The sequence below is a fragment of the Acinetobacter sp. ANC 4805 genome, from assembly GCF_022549495.1.
Lineage (GTDB): Bacteria > Pseudomonadota > Gammaproteobacteria > Pseudomonadales > Moraxellaceae > Acinetobacter.
Genome location: NZ_JAKZGD010000008.1, coordinates 55,824 through 72,837, shown reverse-complemented (window position 1 = coordinate 72,837; position 17,014 = coordinate 55,824). Strand labels below are relative to the sequence as shown.

Here is a 17,014-nt window from a genome sequence, read left to right as displayed (position 1 = left end):
GCGTGAGTGTTTTTAATATTTATTGTGATGAAAGCTGTCATCTCGAAAATGATGGCTTTGCTGCAATGGTACTTGGTGCAATATGGTGCCCAGATTCACATCATAAGTATTTAGCAAGAAAAGTTAAGCAACTCAAAAAAGAATTTGAGATCTCTGCAAATAATGAAATTAAATGGACGAAAGTTTCTAAAAGCAAACTCCCATTTTATAAAGCACTCGTAGATTTATTTTTTGATGAACCTCTTCTTTATTTTAGAGGTGTTGTGATTCCAGATAAAAGTAAATTAAATCATGCAAACTTTATGCAGAGTCACGATGATTTTTATTATAAGCAATGGTACTTACTGCTGAATCGTTTAATTGCACCAAATCATAATTACAAAATCTACTTAGATATTAAAGATACTAAGGGACAAGAGAAAGTAACAAAGTTGCGTGAGGTTTTATGCAATGCGAATTATGATTTTGATCGCACTATTATCCACTCAATAGATTTGGTGCAATCACATGATGTTTTGTTGCTACAGTTAGCAGACTTGTTTATAGGTGCTTTATCGTATTTACATAGAGGGCTAAAGACGAGTGAAGCGAAGCTTGAACTCATTCATTATTTACAAAATCGTTCACAGTTGAGCTTGCAGATAAGCACATTGCTTAAAGCGGAAAAGTTTAATTTGTTCATATGGAGTCCTCAATATTGAATACTCCTCCTGAACTGATTGCTTTTGCGGGATTTGATAGCTGGAATGACTATGAAAATGAAATCTACGCTGTTTATTTAGAAACAGTTGTCAATGCCAACTTATTGTTTTTAAATACACCCGTAAAAGTCAGATTTCGTCCGACAACAAAAGATAAAGCTTTTGGCATTTGATTTCTGAAGCTGCAGATCAAAATAATAAAAATGAAGAGGACAGACTTCCAGATCTAAAGCGTTGTGAGAGAATTCGGTGGGTGGCTTGGTGTATAACGAATGCACATCAAGCAGGTTTTCTATATTGGGAAAATCAGCGTGGCAGGGAAACCCATGTTGTCATTTGGGCGGAACATCTAGATTTTGTGGTTATTTTAGCTAAGCGTAAAACAGATTTAGATGAAAAATATTATTTATTGAAAACAGCATATTGCCTAAGAGAGCATACAAAACGTAAGCTTAGAAAAGAATATGAAAGTTTTCATACCTTTAAAAAAGGCTAAAGCCCCGATATATTGCTATATAAGGACTTCGTATACTCCTTCTACACTAGGTAGATGAGCTAGGCACATTATAAGTAAACTGATATAGGGTCGCAATAGCAGTTACAAAAGATAATGAATGCATATAAGACGGTGAAGATTAATTGAATTTAAATGAACTGGGGGAATCCATGAACGAAACACAACTTGAAAATCTATGCCTCGATTGGTTCTTAGAGAATGGTTGGGAGGTCGTTCATGGTATTGATATTGCGCCTGACAGCAGCAATCCCGTACGCAAAGACTATAAACAGATTTTACTGGAAGCTGACATTCAGGCAGCTTTTGAGCGCTTAAATCCGCATTTGCCTACGAGCTGTTTTGAACAAGTTTTACAAAAGCTGAATCAACCTGAAAGTCTGGATCTAGTCACCAATAACCGTGCCTTCCATCGTATGCTGTTGGAGGGTGTACCAGTTACATATAAGAAACAGGACGATTGGGTGCATGACCATGCCTTCTTGGTGGATTTCAACCATGTGCATCAAAATCGATTTGTTGCTATCAATCAATTTACTGTTCTAGGTGCTAAACAACCTCGACGTCCCGACATCATCTGCTTTATCAATGGTATTCCCTTGGCGGTGTTGGAGTTAAAAAGTCCAACCGATGAAAATGCGGATATTTGGGATGCTTTTAACCAATTGCAGACATACAAAGAAGAAGTCTCTGATCTATTTATCTTTAATGAAGCTTTAGTTGTAAGTGATGGCGTAACAGCTCGTATTGGTTCACTGACAGCGAATCAGGAACGCTTTTTGCCGTGGCGTACGATTAAGAATGAAGATGACAAACCTGCTTTAGAGTGGGAGCTAGAAACGGTTGTTCGAGGCTTCTTTGATCGAGAATTGTTCCTAGATTACATTCGATTCTTTGTGCTGTTTGAAACAGATGGCGAAAAGACCATTAAGAAAATTGCAGGCTACCATCAGTTCCATGCGGTTAGAGAAGCCGTACAAGCGACCATTGCGGCAGCCAATCCGAATGGAGATAAGAAAGCAGGCGTTGTTTGGCATACCCAAGGCTCGGGTAAAAGTATTTCTATGTGTTGCTATGCAGGCAAGCTTTTACAGCAGCCCGCTATGCACAACCCAACCTTGTTAATCGTGACTGACCGTAATGACTTGGATGGGCAGCTTTTTGAAACCTTTAGCAATGCTCAAGATTTATTAAAACAAACGCCAGTACAAGCCAATAACCGTGATGAGCTGAGAAAGTTTTTAGCTGAGCGTGAGTCTGGTGGGATTATCTTTACCACGGTACAAAAGTTTGCATTACTGGAAGGTGAGACTGAGCATCCCTTATTGAATGGACGCCACAATATTGTTGTGATGTCAGATGAAGCACATCGTAGCCAATATGGGTTAAAAGCAAAGCTAAGCAATGATGGCACGTACAAGTTCGGCTATGCCAAGCATATGCGCGATGCCTTGAAAAATGCAGCATTTATTGGATTTACTGGAACCCCGATTTCGAGTGAAGATAAAGACACCCGAGCGGTCTTTGGTGACTATGTTTCCATCTATGACATTCAGGATGCCGTGGATGATGGGGCAACCGTCCCGATCTACTACGAATCACGCTTGGCAAAGCTGGACATCAATCAGGCTGAAATCGAAGAGCTGTCTGATCAAGTGGATGAGGTTGTAGAAGATGAAGAAGATGTTGGTAACCGAGAAAAGACTAAAAGTGAGTGGAGCCGACTAGAAAAGCTGGTGGGTGCCACACCACGGCTGAAACAGATTGCTGCGGATTTAGTCGCACACTTTGAAGCCCGTACAGAAGCCACGGCGGGTAAAGGCATGATTGTGACCATGAGCCGCGAGATCTGTGTCCACCTTTACAATGAAATTGTTGCTTTGCGTCCAGATTGGCATGACCCTGATCCTGAAAAAGGCAAAATCAAAATTGTGATGACGGGTTCAGCTTCAGATAAACCATTATTACAGCCGCATATCTACAATAAGCAAACTAAAAAACGCCTTGAGAAACGCTTTAAGGACGTAACCGATCCTTTACAACTGGTGATTGTACGCGATATGTGGCTTACAGGTTTTGATGCACCGTGTACGCACACCATGTATATCGACAAACCGATGAAGGGGCACAACCTCATGCAGGCAATTGCACGTGTGAACCGGGTCTTTAAAGATAAGCAGGGTGGTCTGGTTGTTGACTATATCGGCATTGCTAATGAATTGAAGCAGGCCTTAAAAACCTATACCGATGCCAAAGGGAAAGGTGAGCCGACTTTACGTGCAGAAGAAGCCTATGCAGTGCTTGCTGAAAAGATGGATGCAATACGAGGAATGTTCGCCAAAACCAACGAGCAGGCAGGTATGGATTTAAGTGCTTATGAAACTCAGGCACACCGACTGATTATCCCCGCAGCTAACTATGTGCTGAGCTTGAAGGATGGTAAAAAGCGTTTTCTTGATTTAGTTCTGGCAATCAATAAAGCCTTCTCTTTATGCAGCACCTTGGATGAGGCGAAGAACCTGCACAAAGAAATTGCCTTTTACTCAGCCATTAAAGCGGTCATTAGCAAGCATACCTCTGTAGATCGTAAACTGTCGCAAGCTGAAAAGGACAGTACACTAAAACAGATTCTGGATAATGCTGTCATTGCAGATGGGGTAACAGATGTTTTTGCAATGTGTGGTTTAGATAAACCCAACATTGGCTTGCTTTCAGATGAGTTCTTAGAAGATGTACGGCAGATGCCATATCGTAATTTGGCAGTTGAACTTCTAGAAAAGTTGTTGAATGACAGCATTAAAGCAAAGACACGAAACAATGTGGTACAGGAAAAACGCTTCTCTGACCGTTTGCAGGAAACCTTGAGGAAATACAATAACCGAGCGATTGAAACTTCTCAGGTCATTGAAGAACTCATTCAAATGGCAAAAGAATTTCAGGCAGAGATGCAGCGTGAAGCTTCACTTGGGTTAAATCCAGATGAAATCGCTTTCTATGATGCTTTGGCAAACAATGAAAGTGCGGTCAGAGAGCTTGGAGACGATACGCTGAAACAGATCGCACGAGAGATTACCGAGAAGCTTAGGAAGTCAACGACAGTGGATTGGCAGGTTAGGGATAGTGTGCGTGCTCAGCTGAAAATATTAGTACGTCGGACCTTGCAGCGTTGGAAGTATCCACCTGATAAAGCAGCCGAAGCAATTGAGTTGGTGATGAAGCAGGCTGAACAGTTGTCGAATGCTTGGACAAAATAAAGGAAGTGTATTAACTCTGCTGTGTTAGTACGCTAACTTTATTTTAACATTGGAAAATCAGAATCTGGAAGTTAATTGGTTTTACATTTGATAAAAGAATATATTTAAGTATCTGGAATTTAAGATTTAGTTTGATATTTCTAAATTTAAAAGAATTTATAGCTGAATAATTAATTTATCATCATACCTAAAACCATAGGAAATGGTGTTTTACAGATATTTTTATGTGCTGATTTTTTTAGAATTTAGCTATATTTAAACAGTTTAAAGCATAAATATTAAGTGGGGGAATTATGATAATTGAACTTGAGATTAAAAAATGGCTATTAACACAAGCCGATTGGTTACAAGAAGCGGCGATACGAATACTTCAGAAAGGTCAGCTTGATGATAATGACTATAAGGATTTATGCATACTAATAAAAACTCCCGAAGGCAAAGTGGTAACAACTCACCGAACTTATGATGACTTGACTGTAAACCAAGTCAAAAATGAATTGCGTCTAAATGCTATCAATGAAGTTGTTGGTATAGAAAACTTAGCTCCTAAAAGCCCCTTAACATTTGGAAAAGGGAATTTAAGTGTAATTTATGGACATAATGGTTCAGGTAAGTCGAGCTATACACGTATATTAAAAAAAGTATCAGGAGTTCCAAGAGCACAGAATTTAAAATCAAATGTTTTTTTGCCGCCACCCGATCTTAGTCATTGTACATTTGTAATTGATATAGATGGGAGTGAGCAAGAAATTAAGTGGGGTGCTCATGAGTCATGTTTAGATGACCTTGTTTCAATTGATATTTTTGATAGTGAAGAAGCAAATTATTATTTAACCAAAGAGAGTACTGCTACATATACGCCTCCAGCAGTTACCTTGTTTGCAGAATTGGCAAAAGTTTGCTCAATAGTAAAGGATATACTACAAACCGAGCAGGATGCTCTTTTCAGTAAATTACCAAAGCTTCCTAGTCAATTCTATTCAACAGAAATAGCTACTAAGTTGAATGCATTAAATGACCAAACGAATGATAAATTCCTAGAGAGCTTTACTTTATGGTCTGAAAATGATCAACAGCAACTCAATAATTTGAATTTAAGGTTGAGTACAGATAATCCAACTGAACTTGCGAAACAAAGAAGAAATACAGCCTTACAAGTGAAGGAAATTATTAAAGCACTTGAAGGGGCACAACACTCGCTAAGCTCTTTGAATATCGAATTGCTTAGATTTCTTAAACAAGATGTAGTGCAAAAGCGCCAAGTTGCCTTAGATGCAGCAAAGAATATAGCTGGTGAATTAACTGGAGTAGGTGGTGATACTTGGCGAGCAATGTGGAGCGCTGCTAGAAAGTATTCTCAAGTGGTATATTCAGAACAAAAATTTCCAGTTACGGATGATGCAAAATGTTTACTTTGCCATCAAGAGCTTAATCTTGAGGCAAAAGAACGACTACAAAATTTTGAAAAATTTGTATGTAGTACTCTTGAACAAGATGCTGCAAATGCAGAAAAAACCTATAAAGCTAGCCTTGCCCAACTTCCTTTAGCTTTAACGGATCAACAAATAAGAACTCAATGTGAGGCTGCGGGAATCGGTACTGACGATTGGTTAAATTGTTTGGGGGGTATCTGGTTAAAAATTAAGAATAATAGTTTGGTTCTTAATGCTCATGAAGAGCAGGGGGTACTTAGCGATATTTCCGAAGTACAAAAAGTAATAGTTGATCTTAATGAATATACAGATCGATTAAATCGAGAAGCAAATCAATTTGATCAGGATGCTACAGAGTTTGATAGAGTTCTGGCTAATAAGCAAAAGTTAGAATTAGAAGCTAAGATGTGGGCCAGTCAGCAAGTTGAATCAATAAAGCAAGAAGTACTTAGATTAAGAAATCATAAGCAGTACGAGTTGTGGAAGTCACTAACAAATCCTAGACATATTTCCACTAAAGCCGCATCAATTTCTGAAAGAGCTATTACTGAAGCATATATTCGGCGTTTCAATGACGAATTACGATTATTGGGGGCACATCATTTAAAGGTTGAGTTAATAAAAGCGAGAACAGCGAGAGGGGAAGTTTTTCATAAAATTCAATTAAAGGGGGCAACTAATCAAAACTTACTACCAGAATCAGTTTTAAGTGAAGGGGAGCGTAGAATAATTTCTTTAGCAGCTTTCTTAGCAGATGTGGTCAATAAGCCTTATTTGGCTCCATTTATATTTGATGACCCAATTTCCTCCTTAGATCATGATTATGAATGGCATGTGGCCTCCCGTTTAGCAGATTTAGCCAAACAACGCCAAGTTATTATATTTACACATCGTCTATCACTTTTTGGCACAATGGAAGATGTATCTAAGAAAAATGGTGAACAATGGCATAAGGTCCATTTCTCGGCATTATGTATTGAGAGTTTTAATGGGAGTGTGGGACACCCTGCACATCAGCAAACTTGGAATTCTAATACAAAAACAGCTAATAATATTCTTCTAGATAGATTAAGGGATGCTTCTAAGATAGGCCAACAATCTGGAGTAGAAGTTTATCGACAATTAGCTCAAGCCATTTGTAGCGATTTTAGGAAATTATTAGAGAAAAGTGTTGAAGATGACTTATTGAATTCAATTGTAAGAAGACATCGTCGATCTATCACAACAGATAATAAAATACATTCTTTAGCATTGATTGAAAAAGATGATTGTATATTTATAGAACAATTGATGACTAAGTATTCATGCTTTGAACATAGTCAGTCAACAGAAATCCCAATACGTATTCCTGAAGAAAATGAGCTACGTTCAGATATTGAGAGTCTGATAAGATGGAGAGAAGAGCTTTCAGCTAAGCGAAAAAATGCTAGCTAGCAGTAATTGTTGTTTTTAAAAAAATTATGGATGGTGATACTCACTATCCATTTTTTATTATAACGAATATGTATTTTGTGACCCACTAAGTTATTTGATGTTTTCTTGAAAGGTTTATGATTTACACCAATTTTACGCCACAATATTTTTACATTAAGCTAACTCATTGATAATAAATATTTAATTTTATTTGTATGTCCAATCCATCATCGGGGCGACACTGATGCGAGGCTTTAATGATTTAAGTGCTTCCATAACGGTTCTCGGAGATGAACAAGAAAAGAAAGGGCTGCATTATACGAGTTTTGTGAATGATTCACCAATTGCCTAACCCTGATTAAAAGATCATTTGTATTTAAAAATGATCAAATATGACTAATGCCATGATTTTAAATTAAAACTATTTATCTAAAAGTATAGCTATAGCTAAAGTGTGAAAAGGAAGCTTTCTGCTATGCTCTTCGGTTTAATTATCAAAGCATTTCCAATATTAATAAAATCACATTTTCTTCATTTTTAATTCGCTATTATCTGAAATCAAAACATTAAGCATGTGTTGTTTATTACTTTTAGGCGGTCTCATTCTATGGTGCATATGACCCATTTTAATTCTGCCGATCTTTCAAGAGTCATTGAAATGGCTTGGGAGGATCGGACTCCTTTTGAAGCACTAGAACGTGAATATGGTCTGAATATATCGGCTGTTATAAAATTGATGCGAATGAACTTACAACCGAGCAGTTTTAAGCTTTGGCGCAAACGGATGGTAGGTCGAAAAACCAAGCATTTAAAATTACGCTCACCTGAGATTAGCCGTGGTTATTGCTCACGCCAATATAAACATCATTAATAGCCATGTTTTATATGTGGAGTTTTCATCTTATAAGCCAAGCTATTTTTCATTTATGTTATTCATTTAAATCATGTTTAGGTCAATAAATGTCAGACTTATCAATTGCTTATATATTTCAACAACAACAGCTTTTAGTCGATGATGATTTTCAATTGCTACAGGTTGAAAAATTAAAAAATGATCTTGTACTTTCAACCGATCAACAGGTGATTGCGAGAGATTTGTTGCACAATGAAATCATTCCTATTGGCTATCAACTCGTACCTATTCGCCAATTATTACAATATTGGAATCATCAACAGTTTGAGGAAGCCAGTCGTGCTGTACAGCTTTTAGAGTGGAGACGTAATCATCAATTTTGTGGACGATGTGGTGTAAAGACGCAGCAAAGCATCGATCAGTTTGCAATGATGTGCCCTAGTTGTGGCTACAACCAATATCCGCGTGTTAATCCATGTGTCATTACGATTATTACGCGAAATGATGATGAAATTTTACTTGCAAGAACGACACGTAATAAAACAATGTATAGTTTAATCGCAGGGTTTGTTGAAGTGGGTGAAACTCTCGAGCAAGCCGTCCGCAGAGAGACACTTGAAGAAGTTGGTCTCCACATCAAAAATATTCAATATCTTGCAAGTCAACCGTGGCCATTTCCAAGTAATTTGATGGTTGCCTTCAAAGCAGAATATCATTCGGGAGAAATTGAGTTACAAGAAAAAGAAATCAGTGATGCTCAATTCTTTAAGTTCGATCAACTTCCTGAAATCCCATTTAAAGGGAGTATTGCTTACGCAATGATCATGCATATTATTTATGGGATACAAGTTGCAGATGATACATATGAATGGTTGTAATCCTGCAACGTGAACCCATCAGCCATTTAGTGCTGTACTGTTTTGTTTCAGAGATATAACCCTCGATATGACGGACTGTAGGGTTATTTTCATTACTTGGCTGGCGTGATGAAATGTTAATAACCATCAGTGACAGTATTTTTTTTCAGCAAAAAATTATCTAATACACTAAAAAATATGCAGGCAAACACAAGAGCGATTCCAGCGAGGCAAGTCATCGTCCACCCGCCGTGATTCCATGAAAAAATTCCAAGTGCTGAACCACATGCACCTCCTGTAAAATAAGCGGTCATATAAATGGCATTAATACGAGATTTTGCATCAGGACGTAAACGGAAAATAATACTTTGATTACTGGTATGAACGAGCGCTAGTGCTAATTGGATGAGTGCAAATCCGAAGATATAACTGAATAAAAATGTTTGACCATAATAAAAACAAATCCAACTGAGTATGAATAAGCCACAGCCCATCCAAGTCAATTGTTTGGTATAACCTTGATCGGCATATCGACCAATATATTGTGTTGATAATGCCCCAAAAATGCCTACTAAACTGACCATTCCGATCACAAGATCTGGCAGGTGATGTGCAGCTGTCAACAGTAATGCAATTGTAGAATATAGAATACTGACCGCAGCAAAGGCGAATCCACCAGTCAATGCTCGTAATAATAAACGTTTTTCTTGTTTTAATAGCTCAGCCATAGAAACAAAAATTTGCCCATAATTCATTTTCATGCGCATGACATAAGGTAGGCGGCTTTTTAGTGCATACGCTAAAATCAGCATTAGGACGCCACTAATGACATAAATGACTTTCCAATGGAATAAATTAGAAAATAGTCCTGCAAGACTGGTCGAAAGCAAGATGCCCACCAATAAACCACTCATAAGAAAGCCGACAATTTCACCAGTTTTTTCAGGTTCAACAGTCATGGTTGCGAGGGGAATCAAAACCTGAGCAGCAACAGAAAACAACCCAACCAGAATGGTTCCAACCCAAAGCATTGGCAAATTCACTGAAAAAGCACACAGGAATAAGCCGACTGCACATAAAGCCATTAATAAAGGAATAAATTTGGTTTTATTGACGACATCGCCTAAGGGCACAATAAAAAGCAAGCCGAGCGCATAAGAAACTTGAGCAAAAGTAACGGTAAGCGCAGCTTGACCTTCCGTTACAGCAAAAAACTGCTGAATAGAATGAATGAGTGGTTGGCTATAATAGTTCGCACCTGCGCATAAACCGCATGCTGCCGCCATAAACCAAAGTAAGGCTTTATTTTGACTAATATTTTTTTGAGGGGCTGACATAATTCTCTCTTATCTGATCTATGCAGTATATGCGGTCGCTTCAATTTCAATTTGCATGTCTGATAATGCTAAGCCTGTGACAGGAATAAGTGTACAGACAGGAAAAACGTGATCTTTCCATAGACTTCGTATGTGTCTAATCAGAATCTGATGTTTTTCAGGATGATGATGAACAACAAGAATGCGTAAAACAGCAATATCTGAAAGCTGTGCTTGAGCTGAAGCTAAAGCTTGTTGAATATTATAAAAGACTTGTTGTACCTGTTGGTCAAAAAAAGGTGAAATTTCACCATTTTTATTTTCTCCTCCTTGCCCTGCGATATGAATCACTCGCATATTCGGTGGTACAACAGCGATATGGCTATACCCGTTAGAGCGAGGATTATAGAGTTCGTGTGGATTGATGATTTGAAAGGCTTGCCTACTCATTTTGTTCATGACTGCACTTTTTTATGAGATTTGAGCTAGTATCGAAGCTCAAGTTAACTAGAGGTCAAGTGAATTTTGAAACAAGAATATTCAGAAGTTTGGCTCACGATTGGAGAACTTGCAAAACGTAGTGGGGTCAGTGTTGCGACCATTCGGTTTTATGAAGAAAAAGATCTCATTTGGAGTACGAGAACCGCTGGTAATCAGCGAAGATACCAAAGAGCGATGCTTCGGCGAATCGCGATTGTTAAAGCCGCCCAACAAGTGGGCATTAGCCTGAAACAAATCAAAGAGACCTTGAGCACTTTACCAAAACAGCAAGTGGCGACTAAAAAAGATTGGCAGATCATGTCTCAGCAATGGCAGGGGCAGCTTGATCAGCAAATTATGATGTTATTGCAGTTACGGCAACAATTGGATCAATGTATTGGTTGTGGATGCTTATCTTTAGAGCAATGTCCTTTACGGAATCCTGATGATTGTCTAGCTGAGATGGCGATGGGAGCGCATTTTCAGGAAATTTTATTTTTATTAAATCAAAAAAATGAGTGATTTGTTCAATAAGTTCTTAATTTGCACTGTTTTTGTGCATATTGTGGAGCGCAATTGGGTAAAATCCTACAAATATCACTTGAAAAAATGCCAATTTAAATTTTTACATTTATTTTTGATAATGATCTTTTCTAGGTCCAAACCTTAATAATCTTTGATTTAAGCGAATCAATTTCTGTTTACGATTGCTAAAGTGGTATTTAGAAATAAATGCGCAAAAAGTCGCCGTAAAAACTGATAAAAGTTAAAACAAGCCAATCCTTCAAGTGAATTGCACGATTATGATGCCGATTCAATCGGTTGATTGATGGAAATACAGTCACGATATTCATCAATATAATGCAACTGTAGCAATCAACTCGGCTTGAATAAGAAATCTGATTTTATGGATGACCTATCATTTTTATAGGTTGTGACTCGCTTAGATATGGAAATGAACAGATTGATATGAAATATATTCAGATTTTCAGATAGGGCGTGTATGAGTAAAATATTTTACGCGATTAGCAGACAAACGTGCTGATCATACAAGGTCTAAATATAAATCTGAATCATTAGTTCAAAATATAGGTATTTATTAAATAAATAGTGGGTGGAATTTTAAAAAAGTTCCATTAGAATCCAAAATTCAACAAAGAATACTCCTGGGGGAAACATTGCTACCCGCGATGTTTACTTAAGAAAAACTAGCTTGAGGAACGCTCATGCAGATCGGAATCCCAACCGAAACTGTTGCAGGTGAAAGTCGTGTAGCGGCAACACCAGAAACAGTGAAGAAGTTGATTAACGCAGGTCATCGTATTGTCATTCAACGTGGCGCTGGTGTTAAAGCAGCCTATATTGACAGTGCTTATGAACAAGTTGGCGCAACCATTACAGATGATGCTTATACAGGCAGCCAAATTATTTTGAAAGTACGTGCCCCAAGTGGTGACGAAATTCAAAAACTTGCGGCGAATACGACTGTAGTGGCAATGTTTGACCCTTACCGCAATACAGAATTAGACCAGTTTGCTGCTCAGCAAGTATCTGCTTTTGCGCTTGAGTTACTTCCACGTACACTTTCACGTGCACAAAATATGGATGTACTTTCGTCTCAAGCAAACTTGGCAGGTTATAAGTCTGTATTGTTAGCTGCGGCTGAATATCAACGTATGTTCCCAATGTTAATGACAGCTGCGGGTACCGTAAAACCTGCGCGTGTCGTGATCATGGGTGTTGGTGTTGCTGGTCTTCAAGCAATTGCGACTGCAAAACGTTTAGGTGCAGTTGTAGAAGCAACTGACTTACGTCCAACTGCTAAAGAACAAGTTGAGTCTTTAGGTGGTAAATGGTTAGACGTTCCAATGTCAGATGAAGAAAAACAACGTGCTGCTGAAGCTGCGAAAAGCGGTTATGGTTGGCAGCCGGGTGAGCAATACATCAAAGATCAAGCTGCGATTGTGGATAAAGCTGTATCAAATGCTGACATCGTAATCACGACTGCATTGATTCCTGGTCGTAATGCTCCGCGTCTGATCAAGGCTGAAACTGTTGCCAAGATGAAACCGGGTTCTGTCATTTTAGATATGGCAGTTGAAACGGGTGGTAACGTTGAAGGTTCTAAAGACGGCGAAACAGTGACAACTGAGAATGGCGTGAAAATTTTGGGTATCCCAAATATTCCAGGCACGGTTGCAACTGAAGCATCTGCACTATATGCACGTAACGTTTTTAACTTCCTTGAAACATTATTCGATAAAGACAAAGCCTTTGCGATTAATCCAGAAGAAGAAATCCAAAAAGCGTTACTCGTGACTCATGGCGGTCAAGTACTGCTCAAGCGCGGTTAAGGAGAGTTCTCATGGTTGAAACGATTACAATTTTCGTCCTTGCCATCTTTGTAGGTTATTACGTGGTGTGGGGTGTAACGCCAGCGTTACATACACCATTAATGGCTGTAACGAATGCGTTGTCTTCAATTATTGTGGTTGGAGCGATGATCCAGACTGTAGGGATGCCTGCAATTGGTGTTGATGCCAATGTAGCATTCCAAAGTGTAAATGTTGTGAGCATTTTAGGTGCTGTTGCTGTGTTCTTAGCAAGTATCAACATTTTTGGTGGCTTTGCTGTAACTGCTCGTATGCTTGAAATGTTCAAACCGAAGCAAAAGAAAAAAGAGGGCTAATTGATGGAATTTATTCGAGACTATGCGGATTGGTTCTACCTTGTTGGTGCTGTCCTCTTTATCTTAACCTTACGTGGTTTGTCAGGTCCTAAAACTGCAATTGCAGGTAACCGTTACGGTATGATTGCTATGGCAATTGCTGTAGTGACCACCTTCTTTGTTGCTGAACATCCAGTCATTTGGATGATTGGCGGTGCGATGGTATTGGGTGCAGTTGTTGGTATCGCTCGTGCGAAAACAGTACCAATGACTCAAATGCCTGAAACTGTTGCTTTAATGCACTCTTTAGTGGGTTTGGCTGCGGTACTGATTGCAATTGCTGCGATTCTCCATAACAACCAACTGACTGTGTTGTTTGAACAAAACGAAGCTGCTTTAACTGCTGCTGGTGTTCAACATGCACATATGAGTTCGGTTCATTTATTTGAATTGTTTGTGGGTTGTTTCGTTGGTGCGATCACATTTACTGCATCTGTATTTGCTTACGGTAAATTGGCTGCGAAGAAATGGGCAAAAACAATTTCTGGCGCATGGGTTAAACCAGTTCAAGCAACCATCTTTATTGCGATGCTTGCATGTGGTTTTTACTTCTTCACCACGGGTAATATGACTGCATTCTGGGCAATGACAGCACTTGCACTTGCATTTGGCTGGGTGTGGATTGCACCAGTCGGTGGTGGTGATATGCCAGTTGTGGTATCACTGTTGAACTCATTCTCTGGTTGGGCTGCAGCAGGTATTGGTTTCACACTTGAAAACAATATGTTGATCGTTGCGGGTTCACTTGTAGGTTCTTCTGGTGCGATTCTCTCTTACATCATGTGTAAGGCGATGAACCGTTCGATCATCAACGTATTGTTTGGTGGTGCGATGGGCGGTGCAGCAGTTGCATCAGCAGATAAAGGTGAGCAAGTTCAACGTAACCACCGTTCTGGTTCGGCAGATGACGCAGGTTTCTTGATGTCAAATGCAGACAGCGTTGTGATTGTACCTGGTTATGGTATGGCGCAAGGTCGTGCACAGAATGCGGTTAAAGAATTATGTGAAATCTTGAAAGAACAAGGTGTTAAAGTTCGCTTTGCGATCCACCCAGTTGCAGGTCGTATGCCTGGTCACATGAACGTATTACTTGCAGAAGCAGATGTTGCTTATGAAGACATCTTAGAGATGGATGAGATTAACTCAGACTTCCCTGCAACTGATGTAGTACTCGTAATTGGTGCAAACGACGTGGTTAACCCTGCGGCGAAAGACGATCCGACATCACCAATTTATGGTATGCCGATTCTTGAAGCACACAAAGCACGTACCATCATGGTGATCAAACGTTCTATGGCAACAGGTTATGCTGGTTTAGACAACGATTTGTTCTACAATGAAAAAACAATGATGATCTTCGGTGATGCGAAGAAAGTTGTTGAAGATATGACGAAAGCAATCAATGGTGGTGGTCACTAATCTGACCCCATTAGGATTGTAGAAGCCACCCTTGGGTGGCTTTTTTATTGGTGTTTATTTAGCTAAAGATATTTTTTCACTAGATCCATAGACTGTGCATAAAGGTCACGCGCAAGTTGTTGGTTTTTAGCATGTGGTGATTTCCAGTCTGGCATATGTGCACTGACATATTCACCATTGCGCTTTGACCATTCATCTCCAGTTGCCATTTGTGTAATCAACTTTGCAGGAACAGAAGTGGGTACTAAACCTAATTTCATGACTTCATAAACAGGCTTTGGTAAATCACGATAAATATCCGAAGCAACACCACCAGGATGTAGGGCATTGTTTGTAATCGTGCTATTTGCCATTTGTTCGGCCAGTGCATTGCTGAATAATAGATTCGCTAATTTAGACTGACCATAATAGAACAGGGGATTATAAAAACCTTCTGCACGGAATTTATTGGGTTTGATTGAGCCTGCCCAATGTGCAATAGAGGCAAGATGCACAATACGAGCCTTAGGCGCTTTTTGTAAAATAGGAAGTAGTTTTTGAGTCAGCAAAAAATGACCCAAATAGTTGACACCGAATTGTTGTTCAAAACCATCAGCGGTGAGTTGTTTTGTTTTTGCAAAAAGACCTGCATTATTAATCAAGACATCAAGGCTACCATAACGATCTGCAATCTCATCAGCTGCTTTTCGGGTGAGTTCAAGGCTGTTGAGGTCGAGGGAGATGAGATCAACTTGTCCTTGATTGAGTGAGCGTAATTTATTTTGTGCATCTTGTGCTTTTTGCAGATTTCGGCACGCCAGAATCACGTGTTGCCCTTGTTTAACTAGCTGCTCTGCTGTGGCAAAACCAATGCCTGTGTTTGCGCCTGTAATCAGTATTTTCACTTCCTGTACTCCAGTTATGCTATTTCTTAGTGAGATTTCAAGAGTCTGTATAGTGCTGTAGTTTTGACAATTTGTCATGTCAATTTTAAAGGTGGGTGATGATTGGTCTTTATAAGTGCTTATAGAAGGGAGTGTTATTTTATGGAGCTTTAAAGAAAGCTGATTTTAGATGATCTTTTGTTTTAATTCGGCACTAAGGGTGCTAATGTTCTATCGATGTGTTGAACTTATTTCAAGAGGTTTTGCTGATTAAAAAAATAATATTTTTCGTAATTTCTCTTACGAGTTTTTTCTCTTCCTCAGTCCTTTTAGCAAACCCTCTTGAAGAGGCGAGTGCGAAATATGCAGATTGTTTGATACAACAGGTTGAGCCGCAAATAAAAATGAATAAAGATGAAAATGATATTTTGAATGATGCTTTTGCTAAGTGTAGACAAGAGGAGCAAGAATTGATGGTTAGTTTTGATATGAAAAAAATAGAAGGTGAAAATTATAAAAATATGAGTGAAGCGCAACTAAAACTGTTGGGAGGTATGATTGAGGGCATAGTAGGAAAAATGAGGAAAGAGATTTTCGAAACAATGCTTAAACTTATTCGACAAGAGCGAAACGGTGCAATTACACAATAAAACATCACGATTTAAAAAGAAGATTTGATCTGTAAATGAAAATCTAAGAAATTAAAAAAGCGACCTATTCGGTCGCTTTTTTTGAGAGCTTTAAGCTACAGATTCGGGCGCACGCCATAAGCTTTCTAAGTCATAGAACTTACGAGCAGTAGGCAACATAACGTGTACAACAACGAAACCTAGGTCAATTAAGATCCATTCAGCGTCTCGTTCACCCTCGACACCAATTGGTCGAAAGCCTGCTTTACGTGCTTCATCGGCAACATTATCAGCAAGTGCTTTGACATGGCGAGTCGATGTACCGCTTGCAATCACAATTGCATCGGCAACATTGCTAATAGAACTCACATCAAGTTCTAGAATATCTTTGGCTTTTACATCAGTAAGGGCTTCATGTACAACTTTTAGGCAAGCATGTACATCTTTGTTAGCTGTTTTGATTTTTAGGTCGTGAGAATTAGAAGCGCTGGGCGATGGTTCTAAATTCATAGAGGGTATATTTTCCTGACAATTACTCATCGTCAAATATACCG

Annotated in this window: 16 protein-coding genes; 12 read left to right on the top strand and 4 right to left on the bottom strand. The window is 38.9% G+C overall.

What is annotated here, in order from left to right:
* Positions 1-2 precede the first annotated feature (2 nt).
* From MMP60_RS11940 to nudC, 7 genes are all read left to right on the top strand, one after another.
* Positions 3-701, top strand: a complete 699-nt coding sequence (locus MMP60_RS11940) for a DUF3800 domain-containing protein (RefSeq protein WP_241336462.1) — start codon at positions 3-5, stop codon at positions 699-701.
* Positions 698-874: a hypothetical protein gene (locus tag MMP60_RS11935; protein WP_241336461.1), complete on the top strand. Its 177-nt coding sequence runs from the start codon at positions 698-700 to the stop codon at positions 872-874. The genes MMP60_RS11940 and MMP60_RS11935 overlap by 4 nt, the downstream gene beginning before the upstream one ends.
* Complete coding sequence (locus MMP60_RS11930) at positions 871-1,197, top strand: hypothetical protein (RefSeq protein WP_241336460.1); 327 nt, start codon at positions 871-873, stop codon at positions 1,195-1,197. Before MMP60_RS11935 ends, MMP60_RS11930 begins: the two co-directional genes overlap by 4 nt.
* A 170-nt stretch (positions 1,198-1,367) precedes the next feature.
* Positions 1,368-4,469, top strand: a complete 3,102-nt coding sequence (locus MMP60_RS11925) for a type I restriction endonuclease subunit R (protein ID WP_241336459.1) — start codon at positions 1,368-1,370, stop codon at positions 4,467-4,469.
* A gap of 293 nt (positions 4,470-4,762) precedes the next feature.
* Positions 4,763-7,336 carry an AAA family ATPase gene (locus MMP60_RS11920; protein ID WP_241336458.1) on the top strand — a complete coding sequence of 858 codons (2,574 nt, stop codon included), beginning with the start codon at positions 4,763-4,765 and terminating at the stop codon, positions 7,334-7,336.
* A 586-nt stretch (positions 7,337-7,922) separates the two neighbouring features.
* On the top strand, positions 7,923-8,186 hold the full coding sequence (locus tag MMP60_RS11915; RefSeq protein WP_241336457.1) for a TIGR03643 family protein: 264 nt from the start codon (positions 7,923-7,925) through the stop codon (positions 8,184-8,186).
* 89 nt (positions 8,187-8,275) lie between these two features.
* A complete protein-coding gene (nudC, locus tag MMP60_RS11910; RefSeq protein ID WP_241336456.1) occupies positions 8,276-9,046 on the top strand; it encodes an NAD(+) diphosphatase in 771 nt (256 codons plus the stop codon).
* Between the two features lie 116 nt (positions 9,047-9,162).
* Here nudC and MMP60_RS11905 read toward each other — a convergent pair whose 3' ends face one another.
* Together MMP60_RS11905 and MMP60_RS11900 are read right to left on the bottom strand one after the other, a co-directional pair.
* On the bottom strand, positions 9,163-10,362 hold the full coding sequence (locus tag MMP60_RS11905) for an MFS transporter (RefSeq protein WP_241336455.1): 1,200 nt from the start codon (positions 10,360-10,362) through the stop codon (positions 9,163-9,165).
* Positions 10,363-10,380: 18 nt separating this feature from the next.
* Positions 10,381-10,800: a Rid family hydrolase gene (locus MMP60_RS11900; RefSeq protein ID WP_241336454.1), complete on the bottom strand. Its 420-nt coding sequence runs from the start codon at positions 10,798-10,800 to the stop codon at positions 10,381-10,383.
* Positions 10,801-10,866: 66 nt separating this feature from the next.
* On the opposite strand from MMP60_RS11900, the gene soxR reads away from it, so the two are divergent.
* The 4 genes from soxR to MMP60_RS11880 all read left to right on the top strand — a co-directional run bounded on the left by soxR (position 10,867) and on the right by MMP60_RS11880 (position 14,968).
* Positions 10,867-11,343, top strand: a complete 477-nt coding sequence (soxR, locus tag MMP60_RS11895) for a redox-sensitive transcriptional activator SoxR (protein ID WP_241336453.1) — start codon at positions 10,867-10,869, stop codon at positions 11,341-11,343.
* Positions 11,344-12,047: 704 nt separating this feature from the next.
* On the top strand, positions 12,048-13,175 hold the full coding sequence (locus MMP60_RS11890) for a Re/Si-specific NAD(P)(+) transhydrogenase subunit alpha (protein ID WP_241336452.1): 1,128 nt from the start codon (positions 12,048-12,050) through the stop codon (positions 13,173-13,175).
* Between the two features lie 11 nt (positions 13,176-13,186).
* Positions 13,187-13,510: a proton-translocating transhydrogenase family protein gene (locus MMP60_RS11885; RefSeq protein ID WP_004664154.1), complete on the top strand. Its 324-nt coding sequence runs from the start codon at positions 13,187-13,189 to the stop codon at positions 13,508-13,510.
* A 3-nt stretch (positions 13,511-13,513) separates the two neighbouring features.
* Complete coding sequence (locus MMP60_RS11880; RefSeq protein ID WP_241336451.1) at positions 13,514-14,968, top strand: NAD(P)(+) transhydrogenase (Re/Si-specific) subunit beta; 1,455 nt, start codon at positions 13,514-13,516, stop codon at positions 14,966-14,968.
* A 62-nt stretch (positions 14,969-15,030) separates the two neighbouring features.
* On the opposite strand, the gene MMP60_RS11875 is transcribed toward MMP60_RS11880, so the two are convergent.
* Complete coding sequence (locus tag MMP60_RS11875) at positions 15,031-15,852, bottom strand: SDR family NAD(P)-dependent oxidoreductase (protein WP_241336450.1); 822 nt, start codon at positions 15,850-15,852, stop codon at positions 15,031-15,033.
* Between the two features lie 218 nt (positions 15,853-16,070).
* Here MMP60_RS11875 and MMP60_RS11870 point away from each other — a divergent pair, with 218 nt between their 5' ends.
* Positions 16,071-16,481, top strand: a complete 411-nt coding sequence (locus MMP60_RS11870) for a hypothetical protein (RefSeq protein ID WP_241336449.1) — start codon at positions 16,071-16,073, stop codon at positions 16,479-16,481.
* Positions 16,482-16,571: 90 nt separating this feature from the next.
* Here MMP60_RS11870 and rsfS read toward each other — a convergent pair whose 3' ends face one another.
* Complete coding sequence (rsfS, locus tag MMP60_RS11865; RefSeq protein ID WP_004664160.1) at positions 16,572-16,970, bottom strand: ribosome silencing factor; 399 nt, start codon at positions 16,968-16,970, stop codon at positions 16,572-16,574.
* Between the last annotated feature and the right edge of the window lie 44 nt (positions 16,971-17,014).

What these genes read in the sequence shown, in the direction of transcription:
- MMP60_RS11925 (WP_241336459.1), top strand. Translation starts at nt 1,368, where the DNA reads ATGAACGAAACACAACTTGAAAATCTATGCCTCGATTGGTTCTTAGAG.
- MMP60_RS11920 (WP_241336458.1), top strand. Translation starts at nt 4,763, where the DNA reads ATGATAATTGAACTTGAGATTAAAAAATGGCTATTAACACAAGCCGAT.
- MMP60_RS11915 (WP_241336457.1), top strand. Translation starts at nt 7,923, where the DNA reads ATGGTGCATATGACCCATTTTAATTCTGCCGATCTTTCAAGAGTCATT.
- nudC (WP_241336456.1), top strand. Translation starts at nt 8,276, where the DNA reads ATGTCAGACTTATCAATTGCTTATATATTTCAACAACAACAGCTTTTA.
- MMP60_RS11905 (WP_241336455.1), bottom strand. Translation starts at nt 10,362, where the DNA reads ATGTCAGCCCCTCAAAAAAATATTAGTCAAAATAAAGCCTTACTTTGG.
- MMP60_RS11900 (WP_241336454.1), bottom strand. Translation starts at nt 10,800, where the DNA reads ATGAACAAAATGAGTAGGCAAGCCTTTCAAATCATCAATCCACACGAA.
- MMP60_RS11890 (WP_241336452.1), top strand. Translation starts at nt 12,048, where the DNA reads ATGCAGATCGGAATCCCAACCGAAACTGTTGCAGGTGAAAGTCGTGTA.
- MMP60_RS11885 (WP_004664154.1), top strand. Translation starts at nt 13,187, where the DNA reads ATGGTTGAAACGATTACAATTTTCGTCCTTGCCATCTTTGTAGGTTAT.
- MMP60_RS11880 (WP_241336451.1), top strand. Translation starts at nt 13,514, where the DNA reads ATGGAATTTATTCGAGACTATGCGGATTGGTTCTACCTTGTTGGTGCT.
- rsfS (WP_004664160.1), bottom strand. Translation starts at nt 16,970, where the DNA reads ATGAATTTAGAACCATCGCCCAGCGCTTCTAATTCTCACGACCTAAAA.